Source organism: Bacteroides sp. 11BF, from assembly GCF_019633765.1.
Lineage (GTDB): Bacteria > Bacteroidota > Bacteroidia > Bacteroidales > Bacteroidaceae > Bacteroides > Bacteroides hominis.
Window position 1 is genome coordinate 159,288 of sequence record NZ_JAFKPJ010000004.1, and the last position, 23,804, is coordinate 183,091.

20 protein-coding genes and 1 pseudogene are annotated in these 23,804 nt (G+C 42.1%); 10 read left to right on the forward strand and 11 right to left on the reverse strand.

Annotation, left to right across the window (positions count from 1 at the left end; all coding sequences use genetic code 11):
- Window positions 1–82: 82 nt before the first annotated feature.
- From JZY04_RS05555 to JZY04_RS05575, 5 genes are all read right to left on the reverse strand, one after another.
- Window positions 83–352: a zinc ribbon domain-containing protein gene (locus tag JZY04_RS05555; protein WP_005807327.1), complete on the reverse strand. Its 270-nt coding sequence runs from the start codon at window positions 350–352 to the stop codon at window positions 83–85.
- Window positions 353–399: 47 nt separating this feature from the next.
- Entirely contained in the window at window positions 400–1,140 is a 741-nt protein-coding gene (locus tag JZY04_RS05560; protein ID WP_005820920.1) for an SDR family oxidoreductase, read from the reverse strand.
- Window positions 1,141–1,154: 14 nt separating this feature from the next.
- The gene (locus tag JZY04_RS05565; RefSeq protein ID WP_122141771.1) at window positions 1,155–1,646 is read right to left on the reverse strand and encodes an accessory gene regulator B family protein; all 492 of its coding nucleotides are present in this window, start codon (window positions 1,644–1,646) and stop codon (window positions 1,155–1,157) included.
- A 721-nt stretch (window positions 1,647–2,367) separates the two neighbouring features.
- Entirely contained in the window at window positions 2,368–3,498 is a 1,131-nt protein-coding gene (locus JZY04_RS05570) for an ATP-binding protein (protein ID WP_005820915.1), read from the reverse strand.
- Window positions 3,499–3,579: 81 nt separating this feature from the next.
- Window positions 3,580–3,876 carry a nitrous oxide-stimulated promoter family protein gene (locus JZY04_RS05575; protein WP_005780129.1) on the reverse strand — a complete coding sequence of 99 codons (297 nt, stop codon included), beginning with the start codon at window positions 3,874–3,876 and terminating at the stop codon, window positions 3,580–3,582.
- A gap of 84 nt (window positions 3,877–3,960) precedes the next feature.
- Here JZY04_RS05575 and JZY04_RS05580 point away from each other — a divergent pair, with 84 nt between their 5' ends.
- The 4 genes from JZY04_RS05580 (at window position 3,961) to JZY04_RS05595 (ending at window position 10,474) form a co-directional block, all read left to right on the forward strand.
- The gene (locus tag JZY04_RS05580; protein ID WP_122141770.1) at window positions 3,961–4,893 is read left to right on the forward strand and encodes a DMT family transporter; all 933 of its coding nucleotides are present in this window, start codon (window positions 3,961–3,963) and stop codon (window positions 4,891–4,893) included.
- A gap of 30 nt (window positions 4,894–4,923) precedes the next feature.
- Window positions 4,924–6,138: a hypothetical protein gene (locus JZY04_RS05585; RefSeq protein ID WP_005780125.1), complete on the forward strand. Its 1,215-nt coding sequence runs from the start codon at window positions 4,924–4,926 to the stop codon at window positions 6,136–6,138.
- A gap of 126 nt (window positions 6,139–6,264) precedes the next feature.
- Window positions 6,265–6,825 carry a hypothetical protein gene (locus tag JZY04_RS05590; protein ID WP_032530369.1) on the forward strand — a complete coding sequence of 187 codons (561 nt, stop codon included), beginning with the start codon at window positions 6,265–6,267 and terminating at the stop codon, window positions 6,823–6,825.
- Window positions 6,809–10,474: an ATP-binding protein gene (locus JZY04_RS05595; protein ID WP_122141769.1), complete on the forward strand. Its 3,666-nt coding sequence runs from the start codon at window positions 6,809–6,811 to the stop codon at window positions 10,472–10,474. Before JZY04_RS05590 ends, JZY04_RS05595 begins: the two co-directional genes overlap by 17 nt.
- Window positions 10,475–10,480: 6 nt before the next feature.
- On the opposite strand, the gene JZY04_RS05600 is transcribed toward JZY04_RS05595, so the two are convergent.
- Both JZY04_RS05600 and rlmF read right to left on the reverse strand, forming a co-directional pair.
- Window positions 10,481–10,954: a hypothetical protein gene (locus tag JZY04_RS05600; protein WP_122141768.1), complete on the reverse strand. Its 474-nt coding sequence runs from the start codon at window positions 10,952–10,954 to the stop codon at window positions 10,481–10,483.
- A gap of 279 nt (window positions 10,955–11,233) precedes the next feature.
- Window positions 11,234–12,142 carry a 23S rRNA (adenine(1618)-N(6))-methyltransferase RlmF gene (gene rlmF / locus JZY04_RS05605; protein ID WP_122141767.1) on the reverse strand — a complete coding sequence of 303 codons (909 nt, stop codon included), beginning with the start codon at window positions 12,140–12,142 and terminating at the stop codon, window positions 11,234–11,236.
- Between the two features lie 91 nt (window positions 12,143–12,233).
- Here rlmF and JZY04_RS05610 point away from each other — a divergent pair, with 91 nt between their 5' ends.
- Window positions 12,234–12,506 (forward strand): DUF1294 domain-containing protein, encoded by a 273-nt coding sequence (locus tag JZY04_RS05610; protein ID WP_032535829.1) that lies wholly within the window; start codon window positions 12,234–12,236, stop codon window positions 12,504–12,506.
- Between the two features lie 196 nt (window positions 12,507–12,702).
- On the opposite strand, the gene JZY04_RS05615 is transcribed toward JZY04_RS05610, so the two are convergent.
- The gene (locus JZY04_RS05615; protein WP_250704705.1) at window positions 12,703–13,590 is read right to left on the reverse strand and encodes a DUF3276 family protein; all 888 of its coding nucleotides are present in this window, start codon (window positions 13,588–13,590) and stop codon (window positions 12,703–12,705) included.
- Between the two features lie 238 nt (window positions 13,591–13,828).
- Here JZY04_RS05615 and JZY04_RS05620 point away from each other — a divergent pair, with 238 nt between their 5' ends.
- A complete protein-coding gene (locus JZY04_RS05620) occupies window positions 13,829–14,221 on the forward strand; it encodes a (deoxy)nucleoside triphosphate pyrophosphohydrolase (RefSeq protein ID WP_122141766.1) in 393 nt (130 codons plus the stop codon).
- A 24-nt stretch (window positions 14,222–14,245) separates the two neighbouring features.
- Here JZY04_RS05620 and JZY04_RS05625 read toward each other — a convergent pair whose 3' ends face one another.
- The 3 genes and pseudogenes from JZY04_RS05625 to JZY04_RS05635 all read right to left on the reverse strand — a co-directional run bounded on the left by JZY04_RS05625 (window position 14,246) and on the right by JZY04_RS05635 (window position 16,165).
- Window positions 14,246–14,731 carry a DUF2867 domain-containing protein gene (locus tag JZY04_RS05625; RefSeq protein WP_005820907.1) on the reverse strand — a complete coding sequence of 162 codons (486 nt, stop codon included), beginning with the start codon at window positions 14,729–14,731 and terminating at the stop codon, window positions 14,246–14,248.
- A 78-nt stretch (window positions 14,732–14,809) separates the two neighbouring features.
- Window positions 14,810–15,542 (reverse strand): annotated as a pseudogene (locus JZY04_RS05630) (alpha/beta hydrolase).
- Window positions 15,543–15,571: 29 nt separating this feature from the next.
- The gene (locus JZY04_RS05635; protein ID WP_122141765.1) at window positions 15,572–16,165 is read right to left on the reverse strand and encodes a type 1 glutamine amidotransferase family protein; all 594 of its coding nucleotides are present in this window, start codon (window positions 16,163–16,165) and stop codon (window positions 15,572–15,574) included.
- 601 nt (window positions 16,166–16,766) lie between these two features.
- On the opposite strand from JZY04_RS05635, the gene JZY04_RS05640 reads away from it, so the two are divergent.
- The 4 genes from JZY04_RS05640 to JZY04_RS05655 all read left to right on the forward strand — a co-directional run bounded on the left by JZY04_RS05640 (window position 16,767) and on the right by JZY04_RS05655 (window position 23,780).
- Window positions 16,767–17,363: an RNA polymerase sigma-70 factor gene (locus JZY04_RS05640; RefSeq protein ID WP_122141764.1), complete on the forward strand. Its 597-nt coding sequence runs from the start codon at window positions 16,767–16,769 to the stop codon at window positions 17,361–17,363.
- A 216-nt stretch (window positions 17,364–17,579) separates the two neighbouring features.
- Complete coding sequence (locus JZY04_RS05645; RefSeq protein ID WP_181996273.1) at window positions 17,580–18,605, forward strand: FecR family protein; 1,026 nt, start codon at window positions 17,580–17,582, stop codon at window positions 18,603–18,605.
- 130 nt (window positions 18,606–18,735) lie between these two features.
- Window positions 18,736–22,071 carry a TonB-dependent receptor gene (locus JZY04_RS05650; RefSeq protein ID WP_181996271.1) on the forward strand — a complete coding sequence of 1,112 codons (3,336 nt, stop codon included), beginning with the start codon at window positions 18,736–18,738 and terminating at the stop codon, window positions 22,069–22,071.
- A 20-nt stretch (window positions 22,072–22,091) separates the two neighbouring features.
- Window positions 22,092–23,780, forward strand: coding sequence for a RagB/SusD family nutrient uptake outer membrane protein (locus tag JZY04_RS05655; RefSeq protein WP_122141763.1), 1,689 nt, complete (start codon window positions 22,092–22,094; stop codon window positions 23,778–23,780).
- The last annotated feature ends 24 nt before the right edge of the window (window positions 23,781–23,804 follow it).

A 23,804-nucleotide genomic window follows, 5' to 3' on the forward strand; every position in this document is an offset into this window, starting at 1 on the left:
TGTGTTACTCTGTGCCCTCTGTGGTGAGTTTCGACACACTCTCCTTTGTCTATGCGTCACAGATGTCTGTTTGAGTTATGTTTCACTGTTTCCATCTCTTCAGCATCGGGAAGAATTGCTTCATGTTCGCAATGGCCTCTTCCTTCGTCATTTTCACTTCCGAATCCTTGTTAAATTCGTCAACGAACTGTGCGCAATGGTTGATCATTTCGTCCATCGTGCAATCCACGGTGAAATGTCCGTCGGCATAACAATAGGTGCAGTATTCTTCGTTCTTGCTACCATCTTTTTCTGTTCCCAATACTTCCGGGCTAAGCGGCATACCGCAGCTCTGGCAAAATTTCTGTTCCATTCTTTCTTTGTTTTTAATGAATTATTCAATAGGGATATATATTCTTGTCACATAGTCTTTCCTGTCCGTATCGGCAGCCGTTTCCATATCCAGCGCGGAATCATCCGCCAGAAAAAGACAATGACAGCATAGCGCCAGTCGATCACTGCCACTCGTTTCCGGTGGTGCAATGCCCGTACAATCTGCCGGGCTACCTTTTCCGGTTGCATCAATAGCGGATAACGTTTTCCGTCGTTCAGCAGGTCGGTAGACACAAAGCCCGGGCGGATGTCCGTAAAACAGATGTTCAGTTTTTGCATGCATGCCAACTGTTCCAGTGCGTCGATATAGGTGTTCTGAAAACGCTTTGTGGCAGAGTAGGCAGGTGCCACTCCCAATCCCTTTGTTCCCGCAACGGAACTGATCACAGCCAGTTGTCCGCCGCCGTGCTCACGGAAGTAATTGAAAGCAGTGTCCACCATACGGGTGAACCCTTCCACATTGGTACGGGTGGTTTCCAGTTCGATGTCCGGATTCAGCCCTATGTTCTGATAACCGATGCCGGAGCTCAGCAGAAACAGATCCATACCTCCGACTCGCCTGATCAGGTTACTCAATTTGGGGGCTGCATCCGGTTGGGTGACGTCCAGTGCGGCGACTTCTACGCGGTCCGGTGCGCTGCTCTGCAAAGCTTCGAGTGACGGAAGCCGGCGCCCTGCAATACCGAGGTGCCAGCCCTGTAGGAGAAGTTGTTTGGCTACTTCACGTCCAATGCCTGAAGTAGCTCCTATGATAACGGCTCGTTTCATATTTGAATTTACTTTTATGGTGTTCTGTTTCTTTGAGAAGAACGTTTTTTCCGTCCGGTGTGTTTATCCGTCCGGCGCTCTTTTGTGTACCATCGGGTCAGTTGTCCGGTAAGGATCCATCCTGCGAGTAGGAACACTGCCAGCATTGCGGGAGTCACCCAGATATGTTTTTCAATCAGGGCTTCGAACCATTCAGTGTTCCGTATCGGTATGAACCACAGGGCTGTCAGCCCGATGGCCGAGAATATTCGTATGAGTATCCGCCTGTCTTTTCTTCTTTCTTTCTCCGAAAATCCGGTTTCCGGGTTGAAGCTGTCGGGTGCCGGCACCTTGACGATGAGTGTAGTCAGCAGTACGATTACGCAGCCCGATGCCAGCATTATCTTCTCCAATGGTTTGCTGCCTTTTGCCGCGAACTTCACAAAAAGAAAGATCAGGGCAGCGATAACAATGCCTGTAATCCAGCAGGCGGTTTGGTCGGCGGCGGAGGATGCTGTGTATATCATTTCCTTACGAAAAGGTGAAAATATAACTGGGTTTACAGCAACAAAGATAATTAAATCTTTCTAAAATGCGACCTTCCGTTTTAAAATGCTGTTTTTATAAGGTTGGCAGAATAAAGGAGGGGAAATTGTAGCGGCGATAAAATGTTATTTTGTATATTCTATCACTCTCAGGCAGCCTTGGTTTCATGCCGGAGGATGTGGTGGCTGAAAAAACGCTTGTAGGAGGATTAAGGTAAAGCAATATGATGGAGAATTTGGGATATTGTTGGAAAATTGTGTGGTATATGTTTTTATGATCTTAGTAAATGATCTTTTTTGTGTGTGATTACTTTCTTTTAGTAGATTTGATTCGTGCGGCACGGTGGCTCTGATAGTTTGTAAACAGCCCATCTTACTCTTCTTTTTTACTCGTGCGGCGTTGCTCGTAGAGGAACGCACCGTCTCTTTGAAGCCAATGCACCGTCCGTTTAGGACCAACGCACCCTTTCTTTGCTGTCAACAAAGGCTCTGATAGAGTGGGGGACTGCATATATCTGCTTTTTATTGCATTTTTATGAGAGAATAAAGACTTGTCCTTGCATGTTTTTTCATTATCTGTCGCTCCATCTCTCTATTTGTCTCTTTTTGTAAATGGAGGCTGTCGGCAGATAAGGGGTTTTACTGTCTTTTTGAAAGAAATCTATTGGAAATTCTTTCTTGGAGTGTTTGGATTTTAAGGGGCTTAATAGTTCTCTTTTAGCCAGATACCTAAAAATTGATCGTATATCTGGTATATTCCCAACTCCTGAGTGATGAAATCTTTTTCGAGCAGACCTTTCAGAGCCGATTGTACGGAGCTGGAAGAGGATAGCTTGTACTTCTTGATAAAAGCTGCCGAAGTAATAGCCTTCGCTTTTCCCTCTTTTGTGATGGCGATTAGTAACTCTTTCTGTTTTTCCGGTATGCGGAACAGTATTTCAGAATAGGTGAATTTGAACGAGTCGATGATTTGGCGGATGGCCTCCTCCACCATCTTCACTTCACAGGTTCCCTGTGCGGGAGTCATGTCGTAAAGTGTGTGGAGCACTTTCTGCATGTACCAGGTGATGCCGTCAAATCGTCGGTAGATGGTTTCAACCGTTTCATCGGTGATGCTTTTTCCTGCTTGGGCGAAGTGCAGTTGCGCGAAAGCAGTGTATTTTGCCAAAGGAATACTTTCAAGATGCATCATGGAAACACTCTGATAGAATGGGCGCGAAGGGGTGAGGAACATATTTCCCATGATGTGGCGCTGGCTTCCGGCAAAGATAAAATGGGCATTGCTGCAATGCTGGACATAGGTGCGCAAGGTTGCTTCTACATTATCCTCCGCATATCCGGCTATCTGCTGAAACTCGTCGATGGCTACCAGGCAGGGCTTGTCGGCATGGTTCAGGTAATGGAAAATTTCGTCCAGCGTTGTTGCCGGAGCTTGTATGTCTCCCAGTCCCAGACTCAGTGAAGGAGTGCCGTTGATGTCGAAAGATACGCTTGTATGCAATGATTTGACGCTTTTCCAGAAGAGTTGCAAAGCTTTCTTGCCGGAAGGTTTTAATTCTTCCAGAATCTCTTTGCTCAGTGCGAATACAAAGTCACGAAGTGATTTGGTGGCATATATATCTATAAAAAAGGTATAGTAGTCCTTCCGGATTTTCCTTTCGCGGAAGCAATGCTGAATCAATCCGGTTTTCCCCATTCTCCGGGTAGAGATCAGGGCGAGATTGTTTCCGTTGCTTACTTCCCGGATCAGGGTTTCGCTCTCTTTCTCCCGGTCGCAGAAATAATCGGAAGATACATATCCACTGGTTATAAAGGGGTTTCTGATGATAGTCATGGTTCGTTACTTTAATAAGCAAAGATAATTATTATAAAGTAATAATGCAATTATAATAATAATATTCTTCTCTGTGCCTGCTTATCCAAACAGATGCCTGATTGCTTCCCAAGGTGCATAAATCAGCATTCGGGGACCGGAGAAACGCATTACTTGTTTCATCCGTTCCCGCATGGCAGGTTTGTAGCAGTGTACGCTGCATTGCTTGCATGCTTTCTTTTTCTCCCCAAAAGGGCAGCGGTCCAGCCGGGCATGCGCATAGCGAAGCAACTCTTCGCATTGGGGGCAAAGCGTGACATTCTTTTCTTTTTTACGGCAGTAAAGACGGATCATCAGCTCTACCACTCTCTTTTCCTGATCAATACGGTTTTTGCTCAATTTTAATCTCTGTTAGAATTGACGCAAAAGTAACCAACATCTCCAAAAAACTGTATCTTTGCACCCCGAAAATTGAATATAATAATGAATATTAATAGTAAGGCTAAAGGATTTGTTTGCGGAGCTGTGGCTGCTGCTACTTACGGCATGAATCCGTTGTTTACACTGCCGCTCTATAAAGAAGGGATGTCGGTGGACTCTGTATTGTTCTATCGTTACGGGTTTGCCGTACTTATTTTGGGGATTCTGATGAAAGTGCAGGGACAGTCGTTTGCTCTGAAAAGGAACGAGATATTGCCTCTGGTTGCAGGCGGACTGCTTTTTTCTGCCTCTTCACTGCTGTTGTTTCTGAGCTATAAGCACATGGATGCAGGCATTGCTTCCACCATCTTATTTGTCTATCCGGTGATGGTGGCGCTTATCATGTTCCTGTTTTTCCACGAGAAAGTGTCGTTGCTGACCGTCTTTTGCATTCTGCTCGCCCTTTCCGGCATCGGACTGCTTTACAAAGGGGAGGGAGGCGAAACGCTGAGTCTGGTCGGCATGTTGCTCGTTATCCTTTCCTCACTGTCTTATGCTGTCTATATAGTCGGTGTCAACCATTCCACGCTGAAGTTGATGTCTACGGCCAAGCTGACTTTTTACGCGCTGTTGTTCGGTCTTTCCATTTATATAGTCCGCCTGAATTTCTGCGCGGATCTTCAGGCTGTTCCTTCGTTTTCTGCCTGGGGCAATATTCTTGCCATGGCTTTCTTGCCTACCGTCATATCATTGGTATGTACGGCTGTTTCCATTCATAGCATCGGCTCTACGCCTACTGCCATTCTGGGAGCATTGGAGCCGGTGACGGCACTTTTCTTCGGGGTGATGATTTTTGGCGAACGGCTGACTCCCAGATTAATGCTTGGCATTCTGATGATTCTGGTAGCGGTCATGTTTATTGTAGTGGGTAAGCCATTGATGACTTTTATCAAGGAAGAGTTAGCCCGGGGAATGAAGAAAAAACTGATAAGATAAGGAATCCTGAAAAGCTTATAGCCGTTATACATGACTACATTTCACTCTATCGACGAGTTGCTGAAGATGATGAGCCGAGAACAACTCCTGCTGAAACAGATGTTCAGCAAGCGGAAACAGCAATCCTTCCGGCGGGAATATGCACTGGAACTGACAGAATATAAACTACAACGTATACAGAGCCTGATCGATCACGGAGTGCTTCGTGAGAATGGTTCGTTTCTTGAGATGGAGGATATTTATCTGCATTTCTTCGAGCAGGTACTCGAAGTGAATGAAGAGATCAACACTTCGTTTGTTAACGAGCATATCAGTTATCTCAAAGATACTATCTCTTATTATCAGCAAGAAAACCACGAAAAACGGAAAACTACCTATCTGCGTACCATCAAGCGGATATTACGTAATATCGCCCTGACCACCTTGCGCAATGTGATCGACCTGAAGCGTAACATCGACAGCACTTTCAAGAATGAGCCGAACTATCAGATCAAGAAGAAAAAACTGGTTCGCCTGGACGAGAAACGGCGGGATATCGAGGCATTGATAAAAGTGAGCGAGGAGCTTCTTGCCAATGAAGAAGACCGCTTCTTCCGGCGGATACCGGACGAGGAACTGGGGCTTGTGGTGGCAAACGTACGGATACAGCTCAATGAATGTTTCCACAACCTGATCGAGATACAAAAGCAGATTATCAGCTATCTGAACAAAATAGAGTATCAGAACAAGATCCGGGTTAAGATCCGGCAGCTGAAATACCTGAAAGATCAGTTCGAACTGGAGGAACGAACCAATATCTGCGAGGTGTTGATGCAGAAAGACAGTGTCTGGTTCGAACCTGCACCGGCTTATCCGTTACGTCTCTCCGTAGAATATCTTCGTAATGATGATGAAGTGTTGGAGAGCATCCGTAAAGTGATAACCATGATCGGCAAGCGTGCCATCCTGACCCGGAATGTGGCCGGCAGCATTGCCGAAGACTCTCTTGAGACCCATATATCGGAAGAGGCTTATATCAATCTGGAAGAAGTGAAGAAGCGGTTTATGCAGGCTGAAGAAGATTTGTTTTCGTTTGTGGCTGCCTATCCTTTCGCACAAGAGGTTTCTTTTGATGAGCGGATAACGTTCTACTGCCAGATTGTATCCCAGTTTTACGAAGAACTCCGTATCACCGGTGATTATGGCAGAATGGGTGGGGTGGAATATGCACTGATTTATTCGGAAAGGACAGGCGAAATAGTTTAGAAACGAATACGACTCACCACAGATTACACGGATTCTCACAGATTAATAATTTATTTTATTGAGAGTTAAATTAAAAGATCTGTGTTAATCTGTGCAATCTGTGGTGAACTCAAAGCCATTATAGTAATGATTAAACAAACTGCTGAAATATTTGAAATACTGAGTAAAGGAGGATTCATCTCTTCCGACAGTACCAATCCCAATATCCGCCAACTCTATACGGTGATCGAAGATAATCAGTCGGAGTTGTACGATTTCTTTGCCGCCATCAACTTTATCCTTGAGAGCGGGAATGAATATTATTATTTCTCCCGTCGGGAAAATAAAGTCGATCTGGAGCGTAAGTTAGAGATTGCCGCCCGCTGGATTGATGTGCTCGATTTCATTAAAACCTACGATGCGGCTTTTTCATCCGGATTCCGTTTCCAGCCGGCCGATATGGTCGTAAAAGTAGGTACCGACCTGGAACTGAAAGAGAAACTCGCCGGATTGAAGAAACTTGTCGGACGGGAGAAGCACGAAGAGATGATCGATAAAATAGTGAATGACCTGAAACGTGACGGCTTCATTGAACTGGAGAACGAGATCACTTCCACCTATAAAGTAGTAGCGGCTTTCGGCTATCTGGAAGAGTTGGTCGCTTGTATTAACATATCAGAAGAAATACAGAATGAGATACCTGAATAAAATTGTTTTCATCAATAGTGCCCGTATACAATATGCCGAAATACAGATAGACGGCAATGTCCACTTTATCGGTACACAGGGGGTGGGGAAGAGTACGGCGTTACGTGCGCTGCTTTTCTTTTACAATGCCGACAAGACGAAGTTGGGCATATCAAAAGAGAAAAAGAGCTTTGACGAATATTACTTTCCGTACCTCAATTCATATATTATTTATGAAGTGACCATAGACGATGCATCGTATTGTGTGTTGGCTTTTCGCTCCCAGGGGAGAGTTTGTTTCCGTTTTCTGGGAACGGGTTACAAAAAAGAATATTTTATTTCTCCCGAAGGAAAGGCTTACGAAGAGTGGGATCAGATACGCGATGCCCTTGGCAGCTTTGTCTATAAGAGCCGTCGCGTAGAGACGTATGAGGAGTATCGTGACATCATTTTCGGCAACAACCGGGGGCTTCCTCCGGAGTTACGGAAGTTTGCCATTACCGAGAGCCGTCAGTACCAGAATATACCGCGTACCATTCAGAATGTTTTCCTGAATTCAAAGCTCGATGCTGAGTTCATCAAGCAAACCATCATCATGTCACTGAACGAAGAAGATGTGCGTATCGATCTGGGGCAATATGCCCATCATCTGCGACGGTTCGATGAAGAGGTGACTGATATCAGCAAGTGGTTCAGGAAGAACAAGAACGGCGAGGTTACTGTTCGCCGGCAGGCTGACCGGGTAATTGAACTTTATAGGGAAATGCATTATCTGGAGCAACAGGCGCGTACGCTGGGCGGGGAACTGAATTATACTTTCCGGATGGCACAGGAACTGCTCCCTTCACTGCAACAGAAGAAAGAGGAACTGTTGAAAGAGTTGGCAAAAGAGAAACACCAGCTTGAGGAACTTTCCGGGAAATTCCAGAGTGAGCGCGACCGTTTGCTGGGGCTTGTCAGGGTACAGAACGAGAACTTGAAAACTGCGCGTGAACGAAAGGAACGGTATGAGTCGCAGGATATTTATAATGTGTGCGACCGGGTGAATGCGGAGCCCGAAGCCATACTCCACAAACAGATGTTGGAGGAGCAGTTGACCATGTTGACTGCCCGCTTTGACGACATCAACAGCCAGTATAAACTACTGAAGGAACAGGCTTCCAGTGCCTTTGAACGTTTCCGTAACGGTAAAAATGCTGAGCTGAATACGCTCCATTTACGTGCTATCGAACGTAAGGAGGCTGTGCGAAAGGAGTACGATAAAATATTGAAAGAGGTGCGTGAGCATGAGGTAGGGAAGTTGACCCTCCTGCGAGAGCAGACAGAAAAGAAAAAAGAGGGCATCTATCAGTTGAAGATGGAACGGGAGAAGTGCCTGCACCGGACTTTCCATGAAGAAGAGTTACAGGCCTGCCGGACGGAACGCGTTGCATTGGAAAAGGAGAATCACGAATGCCGGTTGAAGCTGAAAGAGGCAGAACAACAAATGGGGCTGGTACGTCGGCAATGGGAACTGGATCAGACTGCCTGTGAGCAACAGTCGGGCGTCCGTCAGAAGGAAATAGAGCAGCAGATTGCAGTTGGTAGAGAAAAAGTGGCGGAGATAGACCGGTTACTTGATAACTGTCAGGGATCACTCTATGAATGGTTGAGCCGAAATTGTCCGGGATGGGAGAATACCATTGGTAAGGTGGTAGACGAAAAACTTGTTTTATTCAGTAAGGAACTCAATCCCCAATCTGTTCCGGATACCGGACAAGACTCTTTCTATGGCATCAAACTCGATCTTTCGGCTATCCGGAAAGAAGTGAAGAGTGTGCAGGAGTATGCCGTAGAGCAGGAAGCAATCCGTAAGGAGATACATGAATGGCAGCAGAATCTTGAGAAGTCGATAGAGGAAAAAGAGAAAGAGCTGGCTGTCATCCGGAAGAAACACCAGACTGTCCTTAATACTTATAAGGAAGAGATGGCTCAGTCCGCTTACTGTATGGAACAGAATGACAAGCGTATTCAGGTTCTGAAAGCAGATGAAATCATGTTGGAGCAGAAGGCAGGCGAGGAGAAACGTATATTGCTGGAACAGTTGGAAAAACAGTTGGCTGAGGCTACACACAGTTTGCAGGAGTCAGCGGCGGAACTGGAACAGTTCAATCACTTACTTGAAACCCGAATCCGCCAGAAAGAGAAGGAACGTAACCAGAGAATGCAGGAAGAAGACACTCTGATCCGTAACAAGCAGGAGGAGATCCATCAGTCCATTGCTTCTGAAAAGAAGAAAACCGATGAACTGCTGGAGACAATGGATAAGGACCTGTTGCATGAACTTTCTGGAAAAGGGGTGGATACGGAACGTATCACTGCCCTGCGTAATGAAGTGGCCCGCACGGAACAGGAGTTGGCGTTTATCGAGCAGCACCGCCGTCTGGTTTACGATTACGAAAAGGATAAGCGGGAGTTCTTCGACCGTATGGACGAATTCAGAAATGGAAAGCAGTTGGCCGAGAAAGAACTGGACGGTGAGAAAGAGAAGTTCCGCTTGAAGGAAGAAGAACTGAATCAGAAAGTAACGGGACTGAACAAGCAACTGGCTGAGACAAATACCCGCCTGAAGCATTTGGAAGAGGATATCCGGGAGACTGAGAACTTCAAAACACTCAATATTTGTCCGCCTGTACTGCAAACGGGAGTGGAAGCAGAGAGTGTGAGGCGTTGCAAAAAAGTGATAGAGGAGCTGACACAGAATCATTATCGGCAGATTGAACAAGAAAAGGACTTCCGGGAAGCGGTCGGCCGCTTTACGGGTAACTTCTCCGAACAGAATACGTTCAACTTCCGTACACGTCTTACAAAGCGCGACGAGTTTATGACCTTTGCTGCCGATCTCAAAGAGTTCATTGATAATGATAAGATCATTGACTTTGAACGTCGTTCGAATGAAGCATATACCGACTTGATTCACCGGATCGGGAAAGAGACGGCGGATATGCTTTCAAAAGAAGGGCTGATTCGCAAAACTATCAACGACATCAACAGTGACTTTGTGGAACGCAATTTCGCCGGGGTCATCAAAAGCATTGCCTTACAGATTGTGCCCAGTGGCAATCGTATCATGCAACATTTTGTTACTATCAAAGAGTTTTGCGACCGGAATCAACCGGGTGCTCTGGGCATGTTTAGCCTGTTCGGTCAGGAGGAGCTTGTGGAACAGAATCGGCAGGCGGTAAGTTTATTGCAGTCGCTGGTGAAAGAACTGGCACTGAACAAGGAAAAGGAACTGACGCTTTCTGATACTTTCGAACTTCAGTTTCGCATTGTGGAGAACGATAATGACAGCGGATGGGTGGAGAAACTGGCAAATGTAGGTTCCGATGGAACGGATATTCTGGTGAAGGCCATGATTAACATCATGTTACTGAATGTGTTCAAGGAAAAGGCATCGCACCAGTTCAACGATTTCAAGCTGCACTGCATGATGGACGAGATCGGAAAACTGCATCCCAATAATATTAAAGGTATTTTGGACTTTGCCAATAACCGGAATATTATCCTGGTGAATAGTTCGCCTACTTCTTACCGGGCAAGCGATTACAAATATACTTATATCCTGAATAAAGACAAGCGAAATATTACAAGCGTGACACGGCTGATAAAGCAAGAGGTGAGGGAGTAATTTCCCTCACTCACATCTGCAAAAGTCGTTGGCTCCGCAAGTACATCGCGGGAGCAACTGCTCCTTCAGTTCGTCACGATACAGTTCGTATATTTTCTTGCCGATCTCTTCTTTCAGGCGGAGCAAGCCTTCCCATAGGTCCGTTCCGTCTGCCGATATGGTAGGGAACAGTTCATCGAAAGGAAGATAATACCAGTGTTTTACCTCTTTGGAGAAGTGGTTACGGATTTCATCGGTTGTCTCGGAAAGGACGATGATAGTATCCCAGCTTTTGTTGGTATATTCGTAGATGGAATGGGGAGGTTGTGTGTCAGGTTCGATACCTGTCTCTTTTATTAGTTTCAGGACAAGCGGATGAACCTCTGCTGCGGGTGCTGTTCCTGCAGAATATATTTTCATACCTTTTTCAAACGAGGAAAGAAGAGCCTGTGCGATCCGGCTGCGGCAACTGTCAGCATTGCTAAGGATTAATATGTTCATAATAATGTATCGTTTTCCTATTAACAGTGTTAACTCGGAATGAATGATTCTGATTGTTTGCAAACAAAGAACTTCTTTTGCACAGTTAAAGGACAAGTCTTTTGTTTGTAGAAAACAAGTTTTAATACAGTGTTAAAACACGTTTTCCAGAATTTGTTTGTTTGGAGTGATAAACTGTTTAACCTCAATGATATCTCTGCATTGCGGATGATCTTTTATTAAGGCCGCCTCCTTGAAAGATTTGAGTAGATACTTGCTAATTTAGTAACTATATCTTTCTCAGAATCTCCATGCCAAAATCCGGCTGGTTTTAGTACCTTGATGCATCTCGATAATCCTATGTTTAGATATACCGATTGATTTGAGTTTGGCGGTCAGTTTACCCAGGTTCTTTTCTTTCGATACCAGGCTGGTGAACCATCCGCAATTCTTTCGGTAGTTCCGGCTCTCTTCGATCATGGTCAGCAGAAAGCGAAGTTCTCCACCTTCGCACCAGAGTTCGTTGGCATTGCCTCCGAAGTTGAGCCGGGCTTTGGTTATTCTTCTCCCCTTTAGGCTACTGAGTTTACGCAGCGTCCCGTCTTCAGCTTCTTCTCTGGAACTGTGGAAAGGAGGATTACAGATGGTTACATCGAAGTATTCATCCGGAGCAATGATCCCTTCAAATATCTTTCGGCTATCCCGTTGCAGCCGGAGTTCTATTTTATGGGCCAGTGTCGGATTGCAAGTTACAATCTTTCGTGCATTATCAATGGAGATAGGATCAATATCGGAACCGACGAAGGTCCATCCATATTCTGTTTGTCCGATAATGGGGTAGATACAGTTGGCACCTACACCGATATCAAGACACCTGCATGGGTGAGTGGCTTTTGTAGCTGCTTCTGTCTGTATCGGGTTTTCGGGTTGAATCAAATCCGCTATGTAATGGATATAGTCTGCTCTTCCCGGAATGGGCGGACACAGGTAATTCTTAGGAATATCCCAGTATCGTATGCCGTAACAGCTTATCAACAAGGCTTTGTTGAGTGCCTTCACTGCCTGCGGATTAAAGAAATCAATACTTGTCGTACCGTATGCGTTCGGTGCGACGAACTTCTTCAACGGGGGATACTCTTCCATCAGTCTTGAAAAATCGTACTGTCCGTTATGCTTGTTCCTTTTATGTAATTCGTTTCTCTCTGCCATGCGGGCAAAGATACAGAGAATCTTTCGACCGGCAAATCGGGCTTGATTAAAAATGCGTATCTTTGCCGGCGAATTAAAAAAGAGCCAACCGTTGAAGTTACTTATCTTATATCTGGTAATCGTGAATACCGTTTCTTTTGTTATGTACGGTATCGATAAACGGAACGCATCCCGAAAACGATGGCGTACTCCCGAAGTCCACCTGCTGGGAATAGCCGTAGCGGGAGGGTCGTTAGGTGCATGGGCAGGGATGTATACGTTTCGGCATAAGACACGGCATCTTAAATTTAAATATGGTATACCGGTAATTGGGGTATTGCAGGTGGGGATGGCGGTATATTATTTCTTGTCAGAATTCATATAGGGACGAATGTCTTTTAAGAGTGATTCTAAATACATTTGCAATGTCCTTTACTGTGTTTTTCCACTCTATTCTCTTCTATGCCTTTGGAATTGCTGACTACTTTTTCTATCATTTTTTTACAGTGTCACATTTGTAAAACCCTTTTCTCTCTACCCGTATTTAATAAGAGATGTCGTTTTAAAACCAGATAATATCATTATCTTAATTTAATTCCCAGTTTTTGTAATCTGGAACGTATCGCTCCGTCATTCCGTTCGAATATCTCTGTCAGTTCGTTAATGGTTTTGCCTTCCGCATACAACCGGAGAAGATAATCATCTGCACTCTTTTCCCATGGCAAATAGGCGTTGCCATACTCTTCTCTTTTGAAACTAAGAGTCTGTTTTTGCTTTATAGGGTTCAATCCCCAATATTCAATAGCTCGGTCTAATTCTTGTTTGAACTGGAGTATTTCATCCTTGTTGATGAAAATCGTTTCTCTGTGGAAACCCTTATTTCCTTGATGTTTACTTTGGGTAATTTTTAGATATTCTTGTCCGCTTAAGTCCTGTTTAATATCTAAAAAGAGTTCTCCTCCTTTTGTGGATGTCCTATAGGTTATAACATCACTGTCTGCCGCTCTCTCCATAAGGGTAGGCTCTGTCGGCAGGTAATTCGAATTGTGTAAAAATGTAATGTTTGTTTTTCCGCTAATTTGTCTGTCGATATTTCCTCCTGGTTTACAATAACCGATTATAACATGGTCCGCAAATGAAAGTATTATTTCATTCCGGTCATAGGCTGATTGATGATTAATTCTGTGTACCTGGCTATTACAGGCAGTTACTATCAATAGCCTCTTCTCTTTGAGTGCCAACTTAATATGATTACTCCATTCTTCTTTCATGCTTTCAGCCAGTATCAGAATGACTGGTACTTTCTTCTCCAATAGTATATTAAAGACCTCTTGTTCCATTTTTGAATGATTTCCGCAAAGGATGCAATCTCTTTCCGGTAATAATTGATTTGCCCAGCGATAAATAGATGCTGTTTTATTTTCAGGTACTTGCCGGGAACATAAGAAAGCAATTTTCTTCTTCGACATGAGTGCACTGTTACCTGATTGGTAGAGTTGGGGAGTGGTGTTCATTTTATATGCTGATAATTGTTTTTCAATGTATTAATTGTTAATTGTCTTATCGTTATGGGACTTACATTCCGGTGATTAACAAAGGTAGGGAAAATATTTAAGATTAGTCTTTATTACTTTTAATTTCCTCCTTTCCCACATTCTTTTATTACTTTTGCATCCATTATCTTCGAAACCCAATACCGCAGTCATTATGAAAAGTATAGAAGTCGTAGCAGCCGTTATCAGATCTGGAGGAAAATATCTTTGTGTACAACGGGGACGAACTAAATTTTCATATACTTCTTTCAGGTATGAATTTCCGGGTGGGAAAGTGGAGAAAGGTGAATCTTTGCAGGAAGCACTTCAAAGAGAAATTATGGAAGAAATGGATTATACTATTGAAGTGGGAGAGAAGCTTTTGACAGTTCATCACGTCTATCCTGATTTCGAAATTACGATGCACGCTTTTCTATGTCATCCTATCGGGGAGCAATATGTATTGAAAGAACATATTGCTGCACAGTGGCTCTCTCCTGGGGAGATGGCAACATTGGACTGGGCGGAAGCGGATAAACCGGTAGTAAAAAAGATTTCAGAACAATAAAAAAGTATGTTTAATTACGTGATATCAAGACGCTTCTCTCTCCAGAGATATAAGTTTATACCTTTTTTCTACTCTCTCCAATAATGATCGAATAATAACTTTATGGAAAGGACGAATCACGAAAAAGTAGAGTTTTCCCAAACGGTTGTGGTATTTGACTATCGTGGTGATTCGTAAAGTTTGGCTGTTGGCTTCAGAAACCTTACACCAAAGGGATACGTAGAAAGTCAAGTGTTTATCGGACATGCCAAAGATTATTTCGTGTTGATTTCTTTCACACTCCATATCTGTGATTCGTCTGTTTGTATTGAGCCCGAAAGGCTTGACTATACTATTTCTTACTTTTAGAAGCCGGATAATCCAGGAGGGTAGTTGGTTAAAAGCTATATCTGCAAACTCGTCAGTGGAGATTGCATTCTTATTATGCAACTCTTTTGAAAAGGAGTCATAATAATCTGCCGGAAGATAGTTCTCAATTAGGCTGTCTGGATTAGTTTCTTGTTGCTTCATAGATCTGATTTCTTATGATTATGGGTTTTATTGTATCATGGTACGTCATGGTGTATTATATAATATCATGAAAATTAATTAGTTATTTAAGAACATATATATGTGTCGGTTAATAAGATCGTGTTGTTCTGCCGATCCGTTTTCTCCCATGTTACTGTGTGTAACTCCATCCAGCCGCACAACTTCTATTCGAAATTTCTGTTGCTCCTCGCTGGTTGGGAGTACACCCGGATCAGCATCATAATCGCATCCTCTCAACGTGTATATCCGTGGCTTTTTTGTTCTTGGGATTATCATTCTCCGGTGGTCCATTGAGATAGCTTTCATTATCAGTTCCGGATGATCCGTTGCGGTGAGCATGGTTATATCACCTCCGTTTGAATGACCTATCACACAAAGTTTCTTCCATTGTAGATCCGGTTTTAGCTTCTTAAACTCCCGGATCGTAAAGAGAATATTTTCTTCTCCTCTTTTCCAGTTAGGCATACGGGTTTCCATAAAATTTCCTTCCATAGCCAGAAGAGGATCATCGGACAATTCGTGTTGGATACTTATCACATAATATCCTTTTTCCCCAAAAAAAACGAGTCAGATATGAATAACTCCGGTTTGATTTATCGTTCTTGTTTCCGTCATATCCATGGTTGAATATAATGACTCTTGTTTTGGGGTTTTCTTTTCGCGGTTGATAAATAGCTACCGGCACTATCCGGTTCCGGCTTGAGTCAAACAGACAAGTCGTGAATTCCGTTTGTGCATATACTTCTGCCAGCAAGAATAAAAATAGAAGTACGATGAATCCTTTTTTCATATTGTCTTGTGTGTTTGGTAAACCTGTTGCTATCTCACAAGTCCATTTTTACTGAAATCATAAAATGCCTCGATCTTTTCCGGTGTATCGGCTTTCAATGCTAATAGCAACTCACGGGTGAATTCCAGATAACCGGTACCGTTTGCCGTAACTATGTTCTTATCGCCGACGGCCTGTTTTTCTATGTAGCCGCTTTCGTTGGTATATTGTTTTCCACCCCACTGTTTGAGCACGGCAAGGGTGTTTCCGGTATGTTTAACATTGTTCAGGAAGCCATGGGCGCACAAAAATGAAGCAGCGTTACAGATGCCGCCAATCACTTTCCCTTTTTCGAAAGCATCCTGCACGATGGGAAATACACGTTCTGCTTCGGCAGACTGCCATTGCATACCACCAATTAGGACCAAGGCGGCATAATCGGAAGGAAGGTTGTCGAAACTGTAGTCTGGCAGAGTACGGAAACCACCCAAAGAGCAGACCGCATCTAAAGTGGGGGCTACTGTTTTGACTATGTACTTGATTTCACTGCCCGGCATCAGACCGGAATGAAGGGATGCTGCTACGAAAGCACTTTCCCAATCGGCATATTCGTTGAGAATGATAAATAATACTTCTTGTTTCATTATTCTTTTTGTTTTATAGTTTAATAGTGACTCTGAGAGAGCTTACTTCATTACCCGGTATTTTCTGCAATAATAAATGCTTCCTTTTTAATAATTCTCTTTTACAATAATTTCACCGCATTTCGGTCATGCGTGTTCTGCCATGTTTTTCGTATCGCAGCGACAATGCAAATATAAATATAAAAAGGGGACTTAATGACGTTCTGTAAATTGTTTTTTCATAAAGGTAATACTTGAATGCTATATTAAATCATTATGTCACATCTCTTTGTATCAACCTTTGAATTGAGATTATCTGGAATTTGTACCCCTTTGAGAGTAATTTAACACGATATGCAACTTGATGGAAATACAAACGAAGTACTGCAAATGTTATACATCTTATTGACTGATAAAATTCATTTTCAAGATCTTTCTGACAAAAATAAATTTCAAAAGGACAAAGAATGATTTGGAGTAGATGGGCTCAGTTTATTTAATTTTTTATTTAGCCTTATTTTTGATAGGATACCAATAATGTGTTAAATAAGAATAAAATGTAATTGACGGTATATGAAAATATTAACTTTGTTCTTAATTAAAGTATCACAATACCTTAAATATGACTACTACTAGGATAAGCGAACAAATAATTGATGATATAAATGAAGGGAAAGAAAATGCCTTTTCTGCTTTATATGATTGCTATTATAGTTATTTATGCGCTTATGCTACTACTTACGTATTCGATCCGGATGAGGCAAAGGAAATCGTTAATGATGTTTTTATGAATATCTGGAACAGTAGAGGTCAGTTAAGTTTCCCTATTCATAATTACCTGTTGCGAAGTGTACAGAACCGTTGTTTGAATTACCTTCGTACTTTACATACGAGAGAACGTGTGCTTGACGAGTATCGGGAGGAACTGATTGCTTTTCAGGAAGAATTCTGCAAAAATGATAATAACCCGTTGCAATTATTGGAGATAGAGGAACTGAAAAGTCAGGTTAACACGGTGATAGACTCTCTATCTGTAAAATGTCGCCTTATTTTTGAAAAATACTTGTATGAAGGTATGTCTCCTCAGGAGATTGCTGATGAACAGGCCATATCGGTAAATACGGTGCGCGTTCATATCAAGAATGCGATGGATCATATTAAACTTCGATTGGGATCTACTACAGGCATACTGCTTTTGTTTCTTTACGGGAGGCTTTGAGCCATTTTTTTATTTCCTTGTTTGTTTTACGCATTATTTTGCTCATTTTTCTCTAAGGAATGTCATCTCCCACACACCCATGGGGGGTAATGGATAGCTATAAGAGAGTCTAAAGTAGGTCGTTTATAGAATTTCTTGCAATTTATTTAAAAAAAGTTTCTTTAAGACTAAATGTTTCTATATCGAGATGTGTATTATATATAAACGAACATGGAAATGATGGAAAAGGAACTTGATACTTTTGAAGAATTGATGCTTGATTTTCTGGCAGGAAAACTGTTGGAGGATGGAGAACAGAAGCTACTTCATTTTCTACAGTCGGATATTTCTTATCGGCAGAGATATAAAGAAATGGCACGGACACGGGCTAAATCGTTTATCGGTAAGTTTGAACAGGAAAAACAAGCTGACTATGAGGCTTTGTCTGTGAAGTTAGGACTAAAGAAGAAATCGGAAAAGAAAAGGATACCGTTGTGGCGTACTTTCTCGCAAGTGGCTGCTATTGCTTTATTGATTCTTACTACTTCTATTGCAGGTTATTATATATATAATGATGTAGCCGAATCGAATCAGGAAATGGCTTTGTGTCAAATGGAAGTACCTTTAGGATCGCAGACCAAAGTGATTTTGCCGGATGGTTCGGTCGTTTGTCTGAATTCCGGTTCCGTGTTGAAGTATGATCCTGCTTTTCTCCGTAAAAAGAGCCGGGAAGTCTATTTGATAGGTGAAGGATATTTTGAAGTACAAAAGAATCCGGAGAAACCTTTTATTGTTCATGCCGATGATATAAATGTCAAGGTACTCGGTACGGTTTTTAATGTGCGTTCTTATCCGGAAGATTCTGAAATAGAAGTCAGTCTGATAAAAGGAAAAGTAAATGTATTCTCCGCTTCCGAAACCCGGGACAATGTGATTCTTGCCCCCGATGAACAGTTGACGTATGATAAGAGAAGCGGTAAAATGAACCATCATCATGTAGATGCTTTACAAACTTCACAATGGACTACCGGCCGTTTGAGTTTTGTCAATGCATCAGTACCTGAAATAATGAAAGCTATCGAGCGTAAGTATGATGTGCGGATTGTTATCCACAGTAAATATCTGGATAAAGAGGTCTTCTCAGGAAGCATTAGCCCTAAACTTACGGTTGAAGAAATACTGGACTATATGGATGTCGACAATAAATATAGCTGGAGTCGGAGTGGTAATGTGATTACTATTACCGATAAGTCAATCAAGTAGTAACCTTCAAAAAGAATATTATGAAAAACTGTACGTAAAAAAACAAAAATCGGAGATACATATTGGGGTATGTCCTCCGATTCCGAATTTAAGTTATCTTTTAAGAAAATCTTTAAATCAGTACAAATGTATGAAAAAAAAATGTTTTTATAGCGGAATGACATATTTATTTTGTCATTCCGGAGCTAATCTTTTGTTGGTAAGAACACAGATTTTGCTTTTCTTTTTTGTTTTTCTTTTGCCTCTCTCAGGTGTTGCTTCACCCTTACAAGAGATTAGGATTACTATCCAGCAAAAAAATGTACCGTTAAGTAAAGTATTTAAAGAAATAGAGGAGAAAACAGATTGTTCTTTTCTGATTCGAAACAATGATGTAAATACTAATGAGAAAGTATCGATTGATGCCAAGAATAAGACTGTTGCCGAAATTTTGGGGATACTTTTTGATGGTAAGGGTATCAAATATGAAGTAAACGGCAAGCGTATTTCTGTATATAAAGCTGTCCGGCAGCACACCATTGGAGGCAAACGTAAAGTGACCGGACAAGTAACGGATAATATGGAAGAAGCTGTCATTGGTGCTTCTGTCTTTGTAATGGGAGCTTCCAATGGTACTATTACGGATATGAATGGGCATTTTTCGTTGGAATTACCTGATGATAATGCGAAGTTACAGGTGAGTTATATTGGCTATAAGACACAAGTAATTAATGTGGGGAATAAATCGTCGGTAAATATTGTATTGGTAGAAGATTCAAAGGCATTGGAAGAAGTGGTGGTGGTAGGCTATGGAACACAAAAGAAAGTGAACCTGACAGGAGCCGTTGAGACTGTAAAGTCCGATAGACTTGCCAATAAACCGGTTACTTCTATTGCCTCTGCATTGACAGGTGAAGCTGCTGGTGTTACTGTCACGCAGAATTCTGGTCAACCCGGACCTAATCAAGGTACGGTACGTGTTCGTGGTATTGGTACTTGGGGGGATGCATCTCCTTTGGTTTTGGTGGATGGAGTATCCATGAGCTTAAATGATGTGATTCCGAGTGAGGTGGAATCAGTGTCTGTATTGAAAGATGCTGCGTCAGCTGCTATTTATGGTTCACGGGCTGCTAATGGTGTTATCTTGATTACTACAAAGAAGGGTAAAGAAGGGAAACTTACTTTTAACTATTCAGGTAATGTAGGTTTCCAGTTTGCGACAAGGGTACCGGAGTCGGTAACTTCTTGGCAGTATGCCGAGCTTTATAATCAAATGCAGTATAATGAAGGAAAGAGTTCCTCTTTGTTTCCTCAGGATCGAATAGACCGGATGAAAGCAGGTGGTGATCCTGACAAGTTGGAAGGTAATACGGATTGGTATGACGAATTACTCCGTTCGGGTGCCCCACAACATAATCATCAATTAACTGTATCCGGAGGTAGTGATAAGATAACCTATATGATCTCAGCCGGTTATTCCGATCAACAGGGTATTATTCCTTCTACAGATTATGAACGTTACAATCTTCGTGTTAATACCACCTCCAAACTTACTTCTTGGCTGAAGTTGGATGTGAATATGGCATATTTAAATAGTACTCAAGAAGAGTCCGCAGCAGGAGCAGCTGAGGCTTATCGTAGAACGATGCGTGCATTGCCTTATTTGCCTGTTCAATTCTCGGATGGTACTTATTCTTATGATGCTGCACCTTCTAATCCTGTACGTATGGTGAACGGAGATTATGGGATGAGAAGAAAGAACAATGACTGTATGACATTGTTGATTGCTCCGGAAATTAATATTTTGGACGGTCTTAATATCAGGGGTACCTTTGGGTATGAATCAAATATATATAAAGAAAAAATATTTAATAAAACAGTTACTTACGGAAGTTTTGAGCCTGCAGGACAGAGTGGACTTACAGAAGTTTCCCGTAATAAACAAACTGACCGTTGGGATCAATACCGCAACTTGACTGCTAATGTCACAGCTTCTTATGAGAAAACAATCGGTAAACATGATTTCAAGGTAATGGCAGGTGGTTCTTTGGAAACATTTAAGTGGGCTTATACAAAAGCCTCACGAATGGATTTTCCAAATGATGATTTTGGTGAAATCAATGCCGGGGATGCTACTACGGCAGCAGCAGAAGGTAATTCCACTTATTCTGCATTGGCTTCGCTTTTCGGACGTGCTAACTATGTATATGCTGATCGTTACCTGTTTGAATTTACTGCTCGTTATGATGGCTCTTCCAAGTTTGCACGTGGACATCGTTGGGGATTCTTCCCTTCTGTATCTGCTGGCTGGCGTATATCTGAGGAAGCTTTCTTTGAACCTTTGAAGAAACACGTGCAGAATCTAAAACTAAGAGCGTCATGGGGAGAACTCGGTAATCAACGAATCAATGATTATCAGTTTATTTCGAATGTCGGTAATGGTGGAAGTTATCTTTTTGGAGGTACCCCTATTATCGGTTATAAAGAGGCCTTGATGGGGAATGAAATAATTACTTGGGAGTCTTCTCGTAATTTGGATTTCGGTATTGATTTTGCTTTGTTTGATAACAGGCTGCAAACCACTTTTGACTGGTATTGCCGGACAACTTCGGATATTTTGTTAAACTTGGAAGCTCCGGGTGCATTGGGAATTAAACCTGCTATGGAAAACGCTGGTAAAATGGAGAATAAAGGATGGGATTTGACTGTAAGTTGGCGTTCAAACATAGGGAAAGATTTTAAATACAATATAGGATTCAATCTGTCTGATGTAAAGAATAAAGTGATTGATTTGAGAGGATATAAATCTTCAACTACCGAATTGATAGCTAAGATAGAAGGGCAACCGTTGAATGCAATCTTTGGTTTCGAGACTTTAGGTATTTGTGACAATCAAGAGTTATATGACAAATATGCTCCGATGATGCAGAAATACAATCCTAAATGGGGGATGGGTGATATTATTATTAAGGACCGGACGGGAGAAGGTGTAATTAATGATGAAGATAGAACTGTTATTGGAAATTCTATTCCTCGTTTTACTTTTGGATTGAATTTGGGATTTGAGTACAAAGGCTTCGATTTCTCTTGCTTTTTTCAAGGGGTAGGTAAAGCCGATGGATATGTAACAATGGAAGCTATTCAGCCAATGGGGATTAATGGAGCGCGCAAAGAACATTATAAAGAGTCTTTCAATCCGCAGGATCCTAAGCCGGGGGCTTATTTCCCACGTATTCTGTCCAGTGATTATAATTACGCTTACATGTCTCACTGGGTACAGGATGCTTCCTATATTCGTTTAAAGAACCTGCAGATCGGTTACTCTTTCAAAATAAAGGGGCTCAACCAATTGCGTGTATATGCTTCGGGAGAGAATTTGTTCACGGCTACCAAATACCGTACCTGGGACCCTGAAACTCCGGTTGGTGCAAGAGGATTTTATCCTAATGTAGCAGTTTATTCAATGGGAGTGAATCTTAATTTTTAAACCTTAAATGATTTATAGATATGAATAAAATAGCTTATATGACCTGTGTTTTGAGCTTGGCTTTTACTATGCAGGCATGCGATGATTTTCTGGATTCTTTTCCACAGGATACAGTTACAAATGAAAACTTTTGGAAAAGTAAAGAGGATGCAGACAAGGTGTTAGTAGATATTTATGCATCACTACTTCCTAAAGATGCCATCTTTTTTGATGAGGCTATGTCTGATAATGCCTATCTGGTATGGGATTGGTGGGGAGGTGCTCAACAAGTGGCAAACGGTTCTTATACAACAAGTGGCGAGATACCTACTAATAGATGGAATGGCAGCTATGAAGTTATCCGTAAATGTTGGTTTTTACTTGAGGGTATTGAAAAGATTGAGGATATATCAGAGCAAGATAAAAATAAGATAATAGGTGAAACCTACTTTATGTTAGCCTATAATTACTATGTTTTGACAAGTTATTTTGGTGATGTTCCTCTGGTGACTAAAACACTGGCTATTCCTGAAAGCAAACAACTCGTTCGCACTTCCAAAGCGGAAGTAGTGGATTATGCCATTAACAAGTTGAAAGAGGCTGCCGTAATGCTGGAAGGGCTTTCACAAGAGAAAGGTAGAGTTACGGCAGATGCTTGCAGATTTTTGATTGCCCGTATGTATTTGTATAACGGTGACTATTCGGATGTATTGGAAACAGTTAAACTATTGGAGGGTAAATATCAATTATACAGGGAAGGTGATACACCTTATGAAGATTTATTTTCAGGTGTTGCAGAAAATAATTGTGAAGTAATATTGAGTGTAGTTTGTGATAAAAGAGTTGGAGAAATTTATACTTCCCACGGTGGTAATGGAATCATGTTGTTAAAGGGCATTACCGGTGAGGATCCTTATCGGGGAGTTACGCCTTCAGGTTCGTTGGTTGACGCTTATCCTATGGCAGACGGACGATTGATTCATGAAGCCGGTTCTTCCTATGATCCGAAAAAACCTTATGAAGGTAGGGATCCGCGTTTTTATCAGTCTATTGTATATCCTACCGGACAGATAAAATATCTGGATGTGGAAACTGGTACTGTCAAAGAACGGTTATATGATCCGGAAGATCCTACTACCGTACCTGAACACCAGTATAATTACTCTCAGCCTTCGGCTACCGGATATATGTGGAACAAATACATTGACTACTCTGTCTATGCCATGAACTCCGTGTGGGACTGCACTAATGATATTATTGTGTTCCGTTATGCGGATGTGTTATTGATGAAAGCAGAAGCTTTATTGCAAACGAAAGGAGAAAGTGCAAAAGGGGAAGTATGCAATCTGATAGATCAATTACGTGATCGTTGTTCCTGTGGTAGAGTACACCGTGAAAATTATAACTCAAAAGACGAGTTGATGGAGTTATTGAAAAATGAACGCCGTATTGAGTTAGCCAATGAAGGACTTCGTTATATGGATCTTATCCGTTGGAAAGATGCTGAAAAGAATACGATTGTTACAGGGGTAGGATTAACCGGGCAGATGTATGGTGCATATATGCGTAAAGATGGAGTTGGCAAGGACGACAAAACTGTAGATGTTGACAATACTCCTCGTCGTTATATCGAAACGCGTTATTTTAATGCATCTAAAGGGTATCTGTTCCCAATACCTCAAAAAGAACGAGATCTGAATCCGAACTTAACTCAAAATCCGAATTGGTAACTTCCGTTTTCCGATTTTATTAAA